Origin of the sequence: Glycomyces sp. MUSA5-2 (assembly GCF_037034145.1) — a bacterium.
GTDB lineage: Bacteria > Actinomycetota > Actinomycetes > Mycobacteriales > Micromonosporaceae > Glycomyces > Glycomyces artemisiae.
The window spans coordinates 315244-331748 of sequence record NZ_JBAGKG010000004.1; the positions used below are offsets into that span (position 1 = coordinate 315244).

Genomic DNA, 16505 nt, shown 5'->3' on the forward strand with positions numbered 1-16505 from the left:
TGCTACCAGGCGTACGCCTCGGGGGCCGCGCCGCCGGGGCCGGGGAACAGCTCGTCGAGGGTCTTCAGGTCCTCGTCGGTGAGCTCCACGTCGAGCGCGGCGACCGCGTCTTCGAGCTGCTCCACGGTCCGCGGGCCGATGATCGGGCCCGTCACGCCCGGCTGCCGCAGGACCCACGCGAGGCCGAGCACCGCGGGCGCGATGCCCTTGTCGGCCGCGAGCGCCTCGTACGCCTCCAGGGCCGGGCGGTGCTCCTCGATGCGGGCGGCCATCTGCGCGCTCGCGCGGCGGCCGGTCTGGGCCGCCTTGGCGAGGACCCCGCCGAGGAGCCCGCCCGCGAGCGGGGACCACGGGATGACGCCGAGGCCGTAGTGCTGCGCCGCCGGGATCACTTCGAGTTCGATGTGGCGGTTGACGAGGCTGTAGATCGACTGCTCCGAGACGAGGCCGAAGCTCCCCCGCTTGGCAGCCTGCTCGTTGGCCTGCGCGATCATCCAGCCCGCGAAGTTCGACGAGCCGGAGTAGACCACTTTGCCCTGGGCCACCAGGACCTCGATCGCCTCCCAGATCTCCTCCCAGCGCACCGAGCGGTCGACGTGGTGGAACTGGTAGAGGTCGATCCGGTCGGTCTGGAGGCGCTTGAGCGAGGCCTCCACCTGGGCGCGGATGCTGTACGCGGACAGGCCGCGGTCGTTGACGGCGTCGCTCATCGCGCCGTACACCTTGGTGGCGAGGACGACCTGGTCGCGGGCCTCAGGGCGGGCGGCGAACCACCGGCCGATGATCCCCTCGGTCCAGCCCTTGCGGTCGCGGCCGTAGACGTTCGCGGTGTCGAAGAAGTTCACGCCGAGTTCGAGCGCCCGGTCCATGATCCGGTGCGCCTCGGACTCCTCGGTCTCGGGCCCGAAGTTCATGGTGCCGAGGACGATGCGCGAGACCTTGACGCCCGCGCGGCCGAGCTGGGTGTATTCCATTGTTCCTCCTTGGTCAGCACCGATCCTAGTCCGCGCAGAAAGCCTTTTCACGTGCTGTTCGGCGGCGCGAACGGCGGTCCCGGGGACGGTGCTGACGTAGACTGGGGCGGCCCGCAGGACGTGTCGAGGGGAGGCCCGGTGGCATCCGAGGTCGTTGTCGTGCATGCGAACGAGACGCCGCCGGACTGGTGGGACGCCGCGGTGTTCCTCGCCGGGCCGCTCCCCCGGACCGACGACGTGGCCTCGTGGAACCCCGAGGCGATCGAGCACCTGCGCGAGCAGTGGACGCGGGACGGGCGGCTCGTGGTGTTCACCCCGGAGCTGCGCGCGGGCGTCCTCAGCGACTACACCGGGCAGATCGAGTGGGAGCACCGCGGGATGCACGACGCGGACGTGGTGCTGTTCTGGGTGCCGCGCGACCTGGAGACCATGCCCGCGTTCACCACGAACATCGAGTGGGGCATCTGGTACGGCACCGGGAAGGTCGTCTACGGGGCGCCGCCGACCGCGGAGAAGAACGAGTACCTGCACTACCTCGCGGAGGCCCACGGCGTGCCGATCGCGGACCGGCTCGACAAGACCGTCGCCGCGGCGCTGGCGATGATCGGGGACGGGGCGCGGCGCGAGGGCGGGGAGCGGTCGATTCCGCTGCTGCTGTGGCGGGCCGCGAGCTTCCAGACCTGGTACCGGGCGCAGCTCCACGCGGGCAACGTGCTCGAAGGGGCGAGTCTGGAGTGGACGTTCCGGGTCGGGGAGGACAACGAGTCGGTGATGTTCTGGGCCGCGCACGTGCAGGTCCGCGTCACGGCCGAGGACCGCGTGAAGACCAACGAGGTCGTCATCTCCCGGCCCGACACCTCGCAGGTGCTGCTGTACCGGCCCGGCGCGACCGTCGACGAGACGGTGGTCGTGCTCGTGCGCGAGTTCCGGTCCCCCGCTTCGACGTCGGACGGGTTCGTGCACGAGCTGCCCGGCGGCTCCAGCCGCGAGCAGGCCGACCCGGCCGTCCAGGCCCGCGAGGAGGTCGAGGAGGAGACCGGGCTGGCCTTCAGCGCGGACCGCTTGCGGCCCATCGGGGTCCGCCAGGTCGCGGCCACCGTGTCGGCGCACCGCGCGCACCTGTACGCCGCCGAGATCACCGAGGCCGAGCTGGAGTGGTTCCGCGCGCAGCGGGACGTGCCGCACGGCGAGGGCGACACCGAGCGCACATGGGTCGAGATCGCCTCGTACGGCGAGATCCGCAGGCGCGGCCTGGTGGACTGGGCGACCCTCGGGATGATCGCCCAGGCGCTCGGCTAGAGCGGCCCAGGGCGCGCCCTAGTCGCAGACGGCGGGGTCGGAGCCGCTGTAGGAGTAGGTGATCGTGATCGTGTCGGCGAACGCCCGCTCCTCCCCCGCGGCCGGGTCCTGCCCGATGACCTCGCAGTCGTCGTAGTAGGGGCCGAACAGGCCCTCCTGCTCGCCTTCCCGCGCGACCTCGCCGAACCCGGCGCCGTTCAGGGCCGACTCGGCCTCGTTCGCGGTCAGGCCCGTGACCTCGGGGACCGCGCCGGACGTGGGGGCCTCGTCGGCCTCGGTCGTCGGGTCGCTCTCCGTCTCCTCTTCGGCCGCTTCGGATTCCACCGCGTTCGGCGAGCCCGGGGCCTCCTGTCCCCCGGTGCCGCCGGTGTCGCCCTCCTCGTCGGGCGAGGTCGGGGCCTCGCTTGCCGCGGTCGCGGTCGGCTCGGGCGACTCGGAGGCGGTGGCCTCGGGCCGGTCGTCGTCCCCGAGCTGGTTGCCGTACACGGCGCCCGCGGCCACCAGCGGCACGAGCACGGCCGCGAGGACGACGAGGCGGCGCTTCTTTCGCGGGCGGCCCTGCGCCTCGGCGACGGGGGCGTTCGCGAGCGCCACGAGCCGCGCGCCGTCGGCCGCGGCGGCCTCGGGGAACGCGGGCAGGACCGGGTCGAGTCCGGTCCGCGCGGCGAGCACGCTCGCCAGGAGCGGGGTGCGGCTGGCGCCGCCGACGAGGATGAGGCCGGTGACGGCGGTGTCGGCTTCGGCGATGGCCGCGACGGCGAGGTCGGCGGCCTGGTCGACGAGTTCGGCGATGCACGACTCCAGCTCGTCGCGGGTCAGGTGGAGGTCGCGCTCGCCGACGGGGAGGGGCACGCCCGCCCTGGGGCGCTTGGAGATCAGCTCGCGCGCGTTCCGGATCTCGGCGAGGAGCGCGGCGCGCAGGGCCTCGTCCTCCGCCGTCCCCGGCGAGTCCACTCGGTCCCAGAAGTCGGGGTCGGTGTCGCGGTAGCGGCCCGAGAGGTACGCGAAGAGGAGCTGGTCGAACTCGCGGCCGCCGACCGCGGCGGTGCTGGCGGAGGCGCGGTGCTGGAACTCGTCCTCGCCGCGCACGACCACGGTGACGTCGAAGGTGTTCGCGCCGAGGTCGCACACGACGAGTCCGGCGCCGGTCTCCAGCTCGCGCCCGAGGCCCTCCACGTAGCAGACCGCGGCGGCCTCGGGCCCGGCCATGACCTCGACCTCGCCGAGCCCGGCCTCCCCGGCCAGGTAGACGAGCTCCTGCCGCCGGGCCGCGCCCCAGGACGCGGGGACGGCGAAGCCGACGGCCGCGGGGACCGCTCCCGCGGCCTCGTCGCGGGCGTCGCGGACGCGGCCGAGCACGGCTTCGAGCGCCGTTTCGCCGTCCAGGCAACGGATCTCGGTCTCCTGGTCGCCGCGTCGGATCGACAGCGTGACGTTCGGCCCTCCGAGCTCGACGCCGATCGCCGCCATTGCGGGGTTGTGCTGCATGATCCGAGTCTAGGAACTTCTATAGAAGCCCTTTGATCTACCTTGCGCCTATTCCCCTTTACCTGCCCTTACACCCGGTCTGATCGCATTGCGTCCGTCCCTTGTCACGCAAGGTGTTGTGCCTGTTCGTACCAATGGGACGCAATTGTTCAATCAGCGCCGGGCGCGTCCTGGAGGGGGACGGGGGCGGGGCGGTCGCAGGTGCTCTCGACGGTGACCGCGGTGCCGCTGTGCGCGGCTTCGAGGAGGGCCGTCATGGTTTCGAGGACGTGGTAGGCGAGGTCGCCGCTGGCGCGGAAGGGTTCGCCGGGCGGGGTGGCGGCGAGGTCGGCGACGCCGTAGCCGCGGCCCGCGTCGCGGTAGCCCGCGGAGGGCGGGAGGGTCTCCCATGCGCCGCCGAGCGCGTGCAGCTGGACGTCCCCGTCGAAGTGGTTCGGGTCGGGGACGATGAGCGAGCCGGTCTCGCCGTGGATCTCGATGTTGGAGGCGCGGGTGGCGACCGAGTCGAAGCTCATGACGAGGGTGGAGAGCGCGCCGGACTCGTGGCGCAGGACCCCGGTGACGTGGGTGTCGACGCTGACCGGGATCGTCTCGCCCGCACGGGGACCGGAGCCGATGACGCGGGTGTCGCGGGTGTGGCTGGCGGCGCCGACGACGGAGGCGACGGGGCCGAGGAGCGTCACGAGCGCGGTCACGTAGTACGGGCCCATGTCGAGCAGGGGGCCGCCGCCGGGGACGTAGTAGAAGTCCGGGTTGGGGTGCCAGCGCTCGTGGCCGGGGCAGAGCATGGAGGCGGTGGCGGCGACGGGGGCGCCGATGAGGCCGTCGTCGACGGCTTTGCGGGCGGTCTGGACGCCGGTGCCCAGGACGGTGTCGGGGGCGCAGCCGACGCGCACGCCCGCCTCGCGGGCGGCGTCGAGGACGGCCTTGGCGTCGCCGAGGTCGGCGGCGAGGGGCTTCTCGCCGTAGACGTCCTTGCCCGCGGCGATGGCCTTGAGGGCGATGTCGGCGTGGGCGGCGGGGATCGTCAGGTTGAGGACGAGGTCCACGTCGGGGTCGGCGAGGAGGCCGTCGACGGTGAGGGCGCGGGCCCCGCGGGCGTCGGCGACCTCCTTGGCGCGGGCCTCGTCGAGGTCGGCGACGGCGGTGAGGCGCACGGCGTCGAGGCGCTCGAACGCGGCGAGGTACTGGCCGGAGATCGCTCCGACGCCGATGATCCCGATGTTCAGCGGCTGGCCCACAGGATGCCCCTCTCGATGATGGTGCGCACGTTGCGGTCGGCGAGGACGCCCATGTCGTGGCCGGGGGTGGCGACGAAGATGCGGCCCTGGCCCCATTCGCGGGTCCACACGGCCGGGCAGGTGATCGGCCGGTGCCACGGGTGGTAGGGGGTGACGGGGATGGTGGTGGTCGCGAGGACGTCGTTGAGCTCGTCGGAGAGGACCCAGTACTGCTCGGTGTGGAGGTCGAAGTCCTCGATGCCCTTGACGATCGGGTGGTCGGCCTGCTCGGGGACGATGTTCACGGTGTAGTGCGTGAAGCAGTCGGCCGCCTCGCCCTTGAGCTCCTCGCGCGGGGCGCGGGTGGGGTGGGTGGCGAACTGGCCGCCGATGAACTGGAGGTAGTCGGAGCTGTTGCGGTAGGAGTCGGCGATGCCGCCGTGCCAGCCGGCCATGCCGGCGCCCTGCTCGACGGCGGCGATGAGGCCGTGCAGCTCGTCGCGCTCAATGGTGTTCATGGTGTTGGTCTGGACGATGAGGTCGACCGTCGCCATGTACCCCGCGTCGGCGTAGACGGCGGTGGCGTCCTCGACGCGGACGTCGTAGCCGTGCTCTTTGAGGAAGGGCAGGAACGAGTCGGTGGCCTCGACGGGCTGGTGCCCGTCCCAGCCGCCGCGCACGACCAGCGCGCGCTTGTTCTCCGTTGCAGGCATTGCTTGGCTCCAAAAGTTGCGCAAGTTCGGCGCCGGTCCGGCGTCGTCGATTGATTATGTCAAGAGTTTCGCGCTATAGCCAGCTCGAATTGGAGCGGTAAAGTTGCGCAAGTTTTCGCGTTGCCGGTATGCTGCGGCGATGCAGAAGGAGCAGCGGCGGACGACCCTCGCCGACGTGGCCGAGGCGGCCGGGACGACGGTGCCGACCGCCTCGAAGGTGCTCAGCGGGCGCTCCGACGTGTCGGCGGCGACGCGCGAGCGCGTGATGCGGGCCGTCGCGGAGCTGGGGTACCGGGGCCGGTCGGGGCGGGGCGCGGTGCCGCGGACCGATCGCCCGGCGCTGGTGGACCTCGTGCTCATGGGCGTCAAGGGGACGTGGGCGAACCACGCCTTGATGGGCGTCGAGCGGGCCGCGACGGCGGCCGGGGTGGACCTGGTCGTGTCGGTGGCGGGCGAGGACGGCGCGTGGCTGTCGCGCCTGCTGGAGCGGAACCTCCGCGGCGCGGTGCTCGCGCTGGTCGACGTGACGGCCGGGCAGCTGGCGACGCTCGCGGCGGCGCACGTCCCGGTGGTCCTCCTCGATCCGGTGACGCAGCCGCCGTCCACGGTGGCGAGCGTGGGGGCGGCGAACTGGGCGGGCGGCCGGGCCGCGGCCGAGCACCTGATCGGGCTGGGGCACCGGCGGCTCGCGGTGATCGGCGCGGACCGCAGGGCCCTGTACACGCAGGCGCGGGTGGACGGGTTCCGTTCTGCCGCGGCGCACTTGGACGTGGAGGTGCGGTACCTGGAGTGGCCCGACGCCGGGGCGGCGGACACGGCGACGGCGCTCCTGGACCGGGAGGCGCCGCCGACGGCGGTGTTCGCGTGCACCGACAACATCGCGGCGGGCGTGTACGACGCCGCCGAGGCGCTCGGGCTCCGCGTCCCCGCCGACGTGAGCGTGGTCGGCTTCGACGACCTCCCGGAGGCGCAGTGGCTGCGCCCGGCGCTGACGACGGTGCACCAGCCGATCGCGGAGATGGGCGCGGCCGCGATGCGGATGCTGCTGCGGATCATGGCCGACCCGCCGCGGGACGCCCCGCGGGAGGAGCTGGCGACGCAGCTGATCGTCCGCGGCTCCACCGCGCCTCCTCAGAACAGCTCGCCATAGCCCATCGCCACGAGGTTCAGGTACGAGGTGGTCAGGCATTCGATCGCGGTGCGGCCGTAGAACTCGTCCTGCTCGACCAGGAGGTGGTCGGCGCCGATCGCGATGGCGGTGTCGATGATCGACGGGAAGTCGAGGTTGCCTTCGCCGACCTCCGCGAACTGGACGATCTGCCCCAGGGCCTCCTGCCAGGGCCCGCGGTCGTCGGCTTCGAGGGCGGCGTAGACCTCGTCGGGCAGGCGCGCGATCCGGTAGTCCTTGAGGTGGACCATCGACACGCGGCCCGCGTACTTGCGGAGCGTCCGCACCGGGTCGAGGCCGCCGCGCTGCACCCAGTGCGCGTCGATCTCCAGGCCCACCGAGGGGGAGCGTTCGGCGATGACGTCGAGCAGGAAGCGGCCGTCGTACTTCGCGAAGTCGACGTGGTGGTTGTGGTAGTGGAGGCGGATGCCGTGGTCCGCAAGGCGAACGGCGACCTCCTGGCAGTCGTCGGCGAACGCCGCCACTGTGGAGGGATCGCGCATGGCCTCGGGCGGCAGCATCCCGATGCGGATCATGTCCGCGCCCAGGGCCTTCGCGTCGGCGACGAACGTGTCGAAGGCGTTCACCAGCGACTCCTCGCCGGTGAGCCCGCCCGAAATGGAGGCGAACTCGAATCCCAGCTCCTCGCGGACGCGCACGAGTTCGGCCACGTGCTCCTTGGTCATCGGCAGCGCGGAGACCTCGGCGGTGCGGTAGCCGATGTCGCGGACCTTCCGGAAGGTCTCGTACACGCCGTGCGCGGGGAACTCGTCGCGCAGGGTGAAGCACTGGACGCCGATCCTGGTCATGGTCGCTCCTCTACGGTGCAGGTCAGTTCGAACTCGGCGGTCAGGGACGCGCCCGCGGCGAGCCGCAGCGGGCCGAGCGGGCCGCCGCCGTGGTCGTAGGGCCGGGCGGCGGGTTCGAGGGCGATCGTGTCGGCCGCGCCCCACCACGGGTATCCGGCGGTGCCGCGGTGCTCCTGCCAGACGTACAAGTGCGGGAACAGGTCGGGGTCCCAGGTGAGGGCGACCGCGTTGCGCCCGTTGCGGATCGCGGCCGTGCCGCGGCCCTTCGCGCGCAGCTCCCGGAAGCCGGAGCGTCCCTCCCCCGCGGCCGGGAAGCGCACGTCGACCGGGTCGCCGCCGATGGTCACCTCGGCCTCCGGGCCGGTGAGGGCCGGGCCGAACGCGGGGTGCTCGACCCAGGTGAACGCGGTCTCGCGGCTGGAATAGTTGGTGACGGTCTGGGCCACGGCGACGCCGGTCCCGGTGGCGCGCACCCGGCGGCGCACGGCGAGCGGCGCGGTGCGGAGCACGGCCTCGTAGGTGCATGACGAGTCCGCCTCCGTCCCGGCCGGTCGCCAGCGCCGCCAGGCGGCCTCGCCGTGGAACGGGTGCGAGACCTCGTCGAGGGTCCGCGCGTCGCCCGCGTGGGGGACGAGCGTGTGCCAGCCGCCGGGGTACCGGCGGTGCCACTCCTCGTTCGAGCCGGAGGACTGGTAGGTCCCGCTCCAGTCCTCGGCGTTCCACGGCGTGGTCAGGAGGAATTCGGTGCTGGTGGGGGCGTGGCGGATCGAGGCGATCCGGGCCCCCACGGGGTCGACATCCACTGTGTATTCGCCTGCGGCGAGCCGCTTCACAGGCCGTACCTGCGGGTGCGGCGCACGGAGGGCGCGAAGGAGGCGTGGAAGATCGTGGAGGCCGCGCCGATGGCGCCCGCCTCGGTCTTCACCATCGAGCGCTCCACGGCGACGTGCCGGGCGTGCCGGGCGGTGGGCATGGTGTTGACGGCCTTGTCGATGGCGTCGAGGGTGATCGCCTCGATCTGGGGCGCGAACGCGGGCCCGCCGACGACGAGGAGCGGCAGGTCGAGCAGGTCGATGAGGGCGACGGCGCCGAGCGCGATGACCTCGGCGATCTGGCGGGCCGCGGCGGTGGCGGCCGGGTCGCCCGCGCCGACTTCGGCGCACATCTCCAGATACGTCGCGGCCGTGCCGGTGTAGCCGAGTTCGCGGGCGATCTCGGGGAGCGCGGCGGTCGGGTTGCATTCGCGCACGAGCTGCGGGCGGCCGGTGTCGTCGACGCGGCCGGACCTGACGGCGCACAGCTGCCCGAACTCGCCCGCGTTGGCGCTCGTGCCGCGGTAGGTCTCGCCGTTGAGGACGAGTCCGGAGCCGATGCCGGTGCCCACGTACAGGTAGACGAAGTCGCCGCCGCGGTCCTCGCCGCCGATCCAGCGCTCGCCGACCGCGGCGGCGGCGACGTCCTTCTCCAGGACCACGGGGCAGTCGAGGCGCTCGGCGAGCATCGCCCGGAGCGGGACGTTGCGCCATTCGCGCGACAGCGGCAGGTCGAGGAGCTGCCCGTCGGTGGTGATGGGCCCGGGGGCGGCGACGCCGGTGCCGAGGAACGTGGACCGGTCGATCCCGGAGGCGGTGACGGCTTCCTCGGTGCACTCGGCGATGGTCTCGACGAGCGCTTCGGGCGACGTGCCGTGCTCGATCGGCAGGCGCTGCTTGTGGAGCACGGTCCCGTTGAGGTCGGTGAGGACGACGGTGACGAGCTCGGGGTCCACGAGCGCGCCGACGGCGTGGGCGGCTTCGGCGCGCAGCCGCACGGGGGTGCGGGGCTTGCCGAGGCGCTCGGCGCGCTCGGAGGCGTTCTCGACGAGGAGGCCGCGTTCGAGGAGGATGCGCAGGATGCGGGAGACCGACTGCTGGGTCAGGCCGGTCCGCTCGGCGATCTCGACGCGCGAGATCGCCCCGGCCTGGCGGATCGTCTCGATGATGGTGGCCTCGTTGAACGAGCCGAGGTCGGACTGGTTGGCGCCGGGCCGGTCGCTCGGGCGCTGCGGTGTCTGCCGGTCGGTCACGGGGCCTCCAGTGCGCCGTCGGGTCTGCGGACGCCGGCGGCCCAGGCGTCGTGCCCGGACAGCTCGGCGGGGTACTTCGCGGCGGCGGCCTCGTCGAGGTCGATGCCCCAGCCGGGGGCCTCGTTGGGGCGCAGCCAGCCGTCCTCGATGCGAAGGGTTCCGGGGAAGACCTCGTGGACGCGCTCGCTGTAGACGTGGCCCTCCTGGATGCCGAACGCCGCGGAGGTCACGTCGAGGGCGACGTTCGCGGCGGCCCCGATCGGCGACGTGTCGCCGGGGCCGTGCCAGGCGGTCTTGACGCCGCACAGCTCGGCGAGGTCGGCGACCTTGCGCGCGTTGGTGAGTCCGCCGATGTCGGAGACGTGGCTGCGGATGAAGTCGACGCCGCCGCCCTGCACCAGCCGCACCGCGTCCTGAAGGGACGTCGTCAGCTCGCCGACCGCGATCGGGACGGGGCTGGCGGCGCGCACCTCGGGGAGGCGGTCCCAGTGCTCGGGCGCGAGCACGTCTTCGAGGAAGAACAGCCGGTAGGGCTCCAAGGCGCGGGCGAGCCAGACCGCTTCTTTCGGCGTGAGCCTGGAGTGGACGTCGTGCAGCAGCTCGATCCCGTCGGGGAGCCTGTCGCGGGCGGCCTCGAACAGGGCCGGGGTGCGGCGCAGGTAGTCGCGGGCGGACCAGCCGTTCCGGTAAGGCGCGTCCGGGTACTCGGTGGCGACCGCCGGGGCGCCGTACCCGCCGCCGCCGGGCGTGGACATCTGGAGGCGGATGTGCCGCTGCCCGCGCTCGACGAGGCGCTGGGCGTCCTCGATCACCTCTTCGATGGTGCGCCCGGCCGCGTGGAGGTAGGTGTCGGCGGCGGCGCGCACTTTCCCGCCGAGGAGCTCGTGGACGGGCATCCCGGCGCGCTTCCCGGCGATGTCCCACAGCGCCTGGTCGATCCCGGAGATCGCGTTGTTGGTGACCGGGCCGCCGCGCCAGTACCCTGAGAACGCCGCGAGCCGGGTGAGGTCGCCGATGTCGCCCGGGTAGCGGCCGATGAGGAGCCGCGCGAGGTGGTCGTTCACGAAGGACACCACGGCCTTCCACCGCTGCGTGAACGTGGCGCAGCCGAGCCCGTAGAGCCCGGGCACGTTCGTGTCGATGCGCACGACGACGAGCGCAATGCCGTCGGGGGCGGTCGCGATCGCCCGCACGGAGGTGATCGCGACGTCCTCCCGGGGCGGCCACGGGTTCGCGAACGTGTCAATGGTCATGGGTCGCTGCTCCTCGCTGGGTCTTCATTATGGGGGTCACCTGAACTCGGCCGGGAGGTCGAGCGTCGGCACGGGCAGGTCGCGGCGCGCCTCGAAGCCGATGAGCTCGCGCGCGGGCGTCAGGTCGATCGGGACCTCGCGCCCGACGAAGCGGCGCAGGCGGGGCGCGTGCGGCGCGAACGCCTCCAGCAGCGCCTCGGTCCGGTACGGCGCGTTCGTGTTGTTCGCGGCCAGGAAGAACGCGTGCGCGCCCGTGGTGTTCGCGGTGAGCGCCAGGACGATCGCGCGGGCGGCGTCCTCGGTGTGCAGGTACGACCAGGCCTCGCGCAGGCCCGCCCGCGGGTCCGCTTCGTGCTGCTTCGACTGCGCGAGCAGGGCCGCCTCGTCGTGGACGTGCGGGAACCGGAGCGTGACGACGTCGATCCCCCACTGCCGCCATGCCATCCGCGCGGTGCCCTCGCCGTGGTGCTTCGACAGCGAGTACCAGTCGGCGATGTCGACGGGGATGTCGGTGTCGAGCGGGAAGTACGCGGGGGTCACGTCGTGGCGGTTCATCGGCAGCCCGTAGGCGTTGATGGACCCCGCGACGACTGCTCGCGCGACCCCGGCGGCCCCGGCCTGGGCCAGCACGTTGAACGTCGACACGACGTTCACCGAGTACACGTCGTAGGCCGGGGCGATGTCGCGGTGCGCGAGCGCGGCGAGGTGGACGACGAAGTCCGCGCCCTCCAGGGCCGTCGCGACGTCCTCCTGGGACCTGGTGTCGCCCACCAGGACCCGCTCGGCCTCCAGGGCCGGGTTCTCCTGGATCGAGAGCGTCGTGACCTGGGCGCCCGCGGCGCGCAGGTGCGCGACCGCGACGGGCCCGATCCGGCCCGACGCTCCCGTGACGAGGACCCGGGCGCCGTTGAGGGACGTCATCCCTTCACACCTCCTGCGGTGCCGACCCCGCGGAGGAACTGCTTCTGGAAGATCGCGAAGAGCACCACGGGGATGATGATGGACAGGAACACGGCGGCCATCTGGACCGCCAGCGGCGAATTGCCCGTCGCCAGCCGCGGCAGCATCACCGACACCGGCTGGAGGTCGGGGTTCGACAGGACCAGCATGGGCCACAGGAACTCCTTCCACGAGCCCACGATCGACAGCAGCACGATGACGCCGAGGATCGGCCGCGACAGCGGCAGCACCACGAGCGTGAGGACGCGCAGCGGCCCGGCCCCGTCGATCGTGGCGGCCTCCATGTACTCGCGCGGGATCGAGTCGAAGAACCGCTTGAGGACCACCACGTTGAACGCGCTGGCCCCGGCCGGGAGCCACACCGCCCAGAACGTGTCCTGGAGGCTGACGTGCAGCAGCGGCATGTCGAGGATCGTCAGGTACAGCGGCACGAACGAGACGACGCCGGGCAGGAACAGGGTCGCGAGGATCGCGCCCGACAGCCACGGGCCCCACTTGGGGCGCAGGACGGAGAGCAGGAACGCCGCCGCGACGGAGACGATGAGCGTGGACAGGGTGGACCCGACCGCGAGGATCACGGTGTTGCCCAGCGACTGCCCGATCTGCGCCCCGTTCCAGGCGAGGGCGAGGTTGCCCCAGTCGTTGGGGCTGAACCAGATGCCCATCGGGTCGGACACGATGTCGTTGCTCGGGGACACGGAGGCCTTGGCGGCCCACAGGAGCGGGCCGAGGCCGGAGACGATGAGGACGATCAGCAGGGCCGTCTGGGCGATGCCGAACCAGGCGCGCACGCTGGGGCGCCTGCGGTCGGCGGCGGAGACGACGCCGCGTTCCTTGAGCTCGGTCATGACGTGCTCCATCGCTTGGTGACGAAGTAGTAGGCGACGGAGAGCAGGCCGAGGAACAGCGCGAGGAGGACGCTCAGGGCGGTCGCGGCCCCGAAGTCGCCGTTGACGAACGCGTAGTTGTAGATCTTCAGCAGGATCGTCTGGGTCGCGTTGTTCGGGCCGCCGCCGGTGAACAGGAACGGCTCGGTGAAGATCTGGAACGTGCCGATGAGCTGAAGGAGCATCATCACGAAGATGACGTTCCGCAGCTGCGGGAGGGTGATGTGCCAGACGCGGCGCCAGATCCCGGCGCCGTCGATCTCCGCGGCCTCGTACAGCTCGGTGCGCACTGTGGACAGCGCGGCGATGTAGATGATCGCGGTGGAGCCGGCCCCGGCCCACGTGGCGTACAGGACGATCGAGGGCATCGCGGAGTGCTCGGCGTTGAGCCACGGGAAGGGCCCCAGGCCGATCCAGCCGAGCGCGGTGTTAAACATGCCCGTCGCGTCGGGGTCGTAGAAGAACTTCCACAGCAGGATCGCGGCGACGGGCGGGACGATCGCCGGGAGGTAGGCGAGCGCGTTGTACAGCGCGTCGTACTTGCGCAGCTCGTTGACGAGCACCGCGAGGACGATCGGGACCGGGAAGCCGAACACGAGGGCCAGCAGCGCGAAGTACGCGGTGTTCAGGGAGGCCTGGACGAGGCCGGGGTCGGCGAGGACGTACGTGAAGTTCGACCAGCCGACCCATTCGGCGGGCTGGATGAGGTTGGTCTTCTGGAAGCTCAGGACGAGCCCCTGGATCACCGGGCCCCAGCTGAAGTACGCGTAGACGAGCACGACCGGGACCGCGAGCAGCACGGCGTGCAGGCCGCCTCCGCGGGCCCAGCGCGCGGCGTTGAACCGCTTGCGGCGCTTGGCGACCGGCGCGGCGGCGACTGCTTCGAGCGTCTTTGTCATGGGTGGTCTCCGTTTCCGAGGGCCGGCCGGGCCCGGCGCGGTGCCCGGCCGGCGGCTCGGTCCCTACCGCGCGGCCTGCGCGATGATCCCGTTGAGGACCTCGGTCGCGTCGGCCACGGCCTGGGCGATGTCGGCGTGCTCGTCGGTGAGGATCTGCTGCACGACCGGGTCGAGCGCGGCGTACGTCTGCTGGGTGCCCGCCGGGGGTTCGGCGATGAGCGGCAGCGTCGAGGAGGTGTAGCTCGCGAACTGCTCCAGGGGGACGTTGATGTGCGGTTCGATCCAGCCCAGGTACCGGTCGTAGATCTCCTGCGAGACCGGCGGGAGGCCGGGGAGGCCGACGGGGTTGCCCGCGGCCGCGTTGGTCTCGGCGTCGTCGAGGGCGACGGCCTCGTCGTAGTACTTGTCGAAGTCGTAGTACTTGATCCACTTGGCGGCGGCGAGGAGCTGGTTCGGGGTGGCCTTGGCGTCGAACAGCTTCAGGGTGCCGCCGGTGAGGGTGCCGTTGGCGCCCGAGCCGCCCTGCGGGAGCTGGCCGATGCCGAAGTGGGCGGGGTCGAAGCCGTAGTCGCGCACGAGGGTGTCGTACGCGTCGGGGGCCTGGAGGACCATGCCGATGGTGCCGCCCGCGAAGGCCTGGCGCACGCTCTCCTGGTCGTAGAGGAACTCGCGGCCCATGGTGTCGTCGACCCAGCGCATGTCGTGGAGGAGCTGGAGCGCGGCGATGGTCTCCTCGCCCATGACGGACTCGGTCCCGGCGTCGTCCTGGATGCGCCCGCCGTTGGCGTACGTCATGGTGGTGAGCATCCAGCCGCCGGTGTTGTTGGTGGTCATCTGCGCGTAGGGGGTGACGCCGGGGACGTTCGCCTTGATCTGCTGGGCGAAGGCGCGCACCTCGTCCCACGTGGCGGGCGGGGCGTCGGGGTCGAGCCCGGCCTGCTCGAAGACGTTGCGGTTGTAGGCGATGCCGACCGAGAACAGGCCGGTGGGGATGGTGTAGACGTTGCCGTCGTCGTCCTTGACGTTGTCGAGGGCGAGCGGGTTGAGGTCGCCGGTGAGGTCGAGCTCGTCGAGGTAGGGGGTCATGTTCGGCAGCTGGCCGTTCTCGATGAGCTCGTAGCTGTAGGTGAGGGACACGCCCATGACCGTGGGGAGGGTGCCGCCGGCGAGCTTGGCCTGGAAGGTCTGGGCCTCCCAGACCTCCGGGGAGGGCTCGATCGTGATGTTCGCGTTGGCGGCCTCGAACTCGGCGACGCGGTCGTTGAACGCGGCGAGCTCTTCGGGCTTGTCCTCGGTCGGCTGGTCGCCGACGGAGATGGTGACGTCGGCGGCGGGGTCGAGGTCCTCGGTCGCGCCGTTGGCGCCGGGGTCGGAGCAGGCGGCGGTGGCGGCCAGGACGGCGCCGCTGGAGCCCGCCGCGAGCACATGGCGCCTGGACAGTTTCATCATTGAAACTCCTGAAGGGTTCTGGCCCGTGAGGCGTTCGGGCCGGTCGTCGTGGTGCCGATAAACTAACTCCATTAGTGTTAGTAAGTCAACCCGGTGCGGGCCGTTAGTGTTGGACCCGCCCCCGGACCGCGTTCCCTCCGACCGCCGAAAGCCAAGGAGCACAAGCAGCATGAGCACCGAAGCACCCCTGCGCGTGGCCGTCGTCGGCTGCGGCGTCATCGGCCGCCTCCACGCCGAAGTGGCCGCCCACTCCCCCGACCTGGAGGTCGCGGCCCTCGTCGACCCGTACGCGCCCGCCGCCGAAGCGGTCGCCGAACAGCTGGCGGACCTCGGGCGGCCGAGGCCGCGCGTCCACCCCGACCTCGCGTCGGCGCTCGCGGCGGGCGGGATCGACGTCGTCGCCGTGTGCACCCTCAGCGGCACCCACGCCGACCTGGCCCTGGAGGCGCTCGAAGCGGGCGTCCACGTCGTCGTGGAGAAGCCCCTCGACGTCGCCATGGGCCCGGCCCGGCGCCTGCGCGCGGCGGCCGCCGAGCGGCCCGGGCAGGTCGTCGCCGTCATCTCCCAGCACCGCCACGACCCGGCGTCCCTCGCGGTCCACAACGCGCTCAAGGCGGGCCGCTTCGGGACCGTGACCTCCGCGGTCGCCAACATCGACTGGTACCGCACCCAGGCGTACTACGACTCCGCCGACTGGCGCGGCACCTGGGCGCTCGACGGCGGCGGCGCCCTCATGAACCAGGGCGTGCACACCCTCGACCTTCTGCTGTGGTTCCTCGGGACCCCGGTCGAGGTCACCGCCCACACCGCGCGCCTCGGGCACGAGCGCATCGAGGTCGAGGACGTGGCCGTCGCGATCCTCCGCTTCGAGGGCGGCGCGCTCGCGACGCTCCACGCCACCACCACGGCGTACCCCGATCTCGGTGTGCGCCTTCAGGTCCACGGCACCGACGGGTCGGCGGTGATCGCCGCCGACGAGCTGACCTTCCTGCACACCCGGGACGCCGAGGGCCTTGAGGGCGACCAGGTCGCCCGCGAGCTGCGCGACGCCGCCGAGGCGCCGCAGGGCGGGTACGCGAACCCGCACCTGACGCAGTGGACCGACATCGCCGCGGCCGTGCGCGAGGGCCGCGACCCGTGGGTGACCCTCGACGACGGGCTCCTGGCCCTCGCCACCGTCCGCGCGGTCTACCTGTCGGCGACCCTCGGGAGGCCGATCCTCGTGGCCGACGTCCTCGACGGCGCCTACGACGATCAGGAGACGCATACCGGGTTCACCGCTCCTGTTGGGGAGTAACCGTTTCGCTCCGGTGCATTAGGG

15 protein-coding genes are annotated in these 16505 nt (G+C 72.2%); 3 read left to right on the forward strand and 12 right to left on the reverse strand.

Annotated elements, in window-relative coordinates:
* Nucleotides 1–2 precede the first annotated feature (2 nt).
* Nucleotides 3–974 carry an aldo/keto reductase gene (locus tag WA640_RS15145; protein WP_335988690.1) on the reverse strand — a complete coding sequence of 324 codons (972 nt, stop codon included), beginning with the start codon at nucleotides 972–974 and terminating at the stop codon, nucleotides 3–5.
* 138 nt (nucleotides 975–1112) lie between these two features.
* Here WA640_RS15145 and WA640_RS15150 point away from each other — a divergent pair, with 138 nt between their 5' ends.
* Nucleotides 1113–2273 (forward strand): nucleoside 2-deoxyribosyltransferase domain-containing protein, encoded by a 1161-nt coding sequence (locus WA640_RS15150; protein ID WP_335988691.1) that lies wholly within the window; start codon nucleotides 1113–1115, stop codon nucleotides 2271–2273.
* A gap of 18 nt (nucleotides 2274–2291) precedes the next feature.
* Here the strand turns inward: WA640_RS15150 and WA640_RS15155 are convergent, their stop codons facing one another.
* From WA640_RS15155 to WA640_RS15165, 3 genes are all read right to left on the reverse strand, one after another.
* Entirely contained in the window at nucleotides 2292–3761 is a 1470-nt protein-coding gene (locus tag WA640_RS15155; protein ID WP_335988692.1) for an Hsp70 family protein, read from the reverse strand.
* A gap of 149 nt (nucleotides 3762–3910) precedes the next feature.
* Nucleotides 3911–5002, reverse strand: coding sequence for a Gfo/Idh/MocA family protein (locus tag WA640_RS15160; RefSeq protein WP_335988694.1), 1092 nt, complete (start codon nucleotides 5000–5002; stop codon nucleotides 3911–3913).
* Nucleotides 4987–5694, reverse strand: a complete 708-nt coding sequence (locus WA640_RS15165) for a ThuA domain-containing protein (protein WP_335988695.1) — start codon at nucleotides 5692–5694, stop codon at nucleotides 4987–4989. Before WA640_RS15165 ends, WA640_RS15160 begins: the two co-directional genes overlap by 16 nt.
* A 139-nt stretch (nucleotides 5695–5833) precedes the next feature.
* Here WA640_RS15165 and WA640_RS15170 point away from each other — a divergent pair, with 139 nt between their 5' ends.
* A complete protein-coding gene (locus tag WA640_RS15170; RefSeq protein ID WP_335988696.1) occupies nucleotides 5834–6844 on the forward strand; it encodes a LacI family DNA-binding transcriptional regulator in 1011 nt (336 codons plus the stop codon).
* Here WA640_RS15170 and WA640_RS15175 read toward each other — a convergent pair.
* The 8 genes from WA640_RS15175 to WA640_RS15210 all read right to left on the reverse strand — a co-directional run bounded on the left by WA640_RS15175 (nucleotide 6826) and on the right by WA640_RS15210 (nucleotide 15181).
* Complete coding sequence (locus WA640_RS15175; protein ID WP_335988697.1) at nucleotides 6826–7671, reverse strand: sugar phosphate isomerase/epimerase family protein; 846 nt, start codon at nucleotides 7669–7671, stop codon at nucleotides 6826–6828. The genes WA640_RS15170 and WA640_RS15175 overlap by 19 nt on opposite strands.
* Nucleotides 7668–8474 (reverse strand): hypothetical protein, encoded by an 807-nt coding sequence (locus tag WA640_RS15180; RefSeq protein WP_335988698.1) that lies wholly within the window; start codon nucleotides 8472–8474, stop codon nucleotides 7668–7670. Before WA640_RS15180 ends, WA640_RS15175 begins: the two co-directional genes overlap by 4 nt.
* 26 nt (nucleotides 8475–8500) lie before the next feature.
* Nucleotides 8501–9736: an ROK family transcriptional regulator gene (locus WA640_RS15185; protein WP_335988699.1), complete on the reverse strand. Its 1236-nt coding sequence runs from the start codon at nucleotides 9734–9736 to the stop codon at nucleotides 8501–8503.
* Complete coding sequence (locus tag WA640_RS15190) at nucleotides 9733–10989, reverse strand: enolase C-terminal domain-like protein (RefSeq protein ID WP_335988700.1); 1257 nt, start codon at nucleotides 10987–10989, stop codon at nucleotides 9733–9735. Before WA640_RS15190 ends, WA640_RS15185 begins: the two co-directional genes overlap by 4 nt.
* 36 nt (nucleotides 10990–11025) lie before the next feature.
* On the reverse strand, nucleotides 11026–11910 hold the full coding sequence (locus WA640_RS15195) for an NAD-dependent epimerase/dehydratase family protein (protein ID WP_335988701.1): 885 nt from the start codon (nucleotides 11908–11910) through the stop codon (nucleotides 11026–11028).
* Nucleotides 11907–12797, reverse strand: a complete 891-nt coding sequence (locus WA640_RS15200) for a carbohydrate ABC transporter permease (protein WP_335988703.1) — start codon at nucleotides 12795–12797, stop codon at nucleotides 11907–11909. Before WA640_RS15200 ends, WA640_RS15195 begins: the two co-directional genes overlap by 4 nt.
* Nucleotides 12794–13735, reverse strand: a complete 942-nt coding sequence (locus WA640_RS15205) for a carbohydrate ABC transporter permease (RefSeq protein WP_335988705.1) — start codon at nucleotides 13733–13735, stop codon at nucleotides 12794–12796. Before WA640_RS15205 ends, WA640_RS15200 begins: the two co-directional genes overlap by 4 nt.
* Nucleotides 13736–13798: 63 nt before the next feature.
* Nucleotides 13799–15181: an extracellular solute-binding protein gene (locus WA640_RS15210; RefSeq protein ID WP_335988706.1), complete on the reverse strand. Its 1383-nt coding sequence runs from the start codon at nucleotides 15179–15181 to the stop codon at nucleotides 13799–13801.
* Nucleotides 15182–15353: 172 nt separating this feature from the next.
* On the opposite strand from WA640_RS15210, the gene WA640_RS15215 reads away from it, so the two are divergent.
* Complete coding sequence (locus tag WA640_RS15215; protein ID WP_335988707.1) at nucleotides 15354–16481, forward strand: Gfo/Idh/MocA family protein; 1128 nt, start codon at nucleotides 15354–15356, stop codon at nucleotides 16479–16481.
* Nucleotides 16482–16505 lie beyond the last annotated feature (24 nt).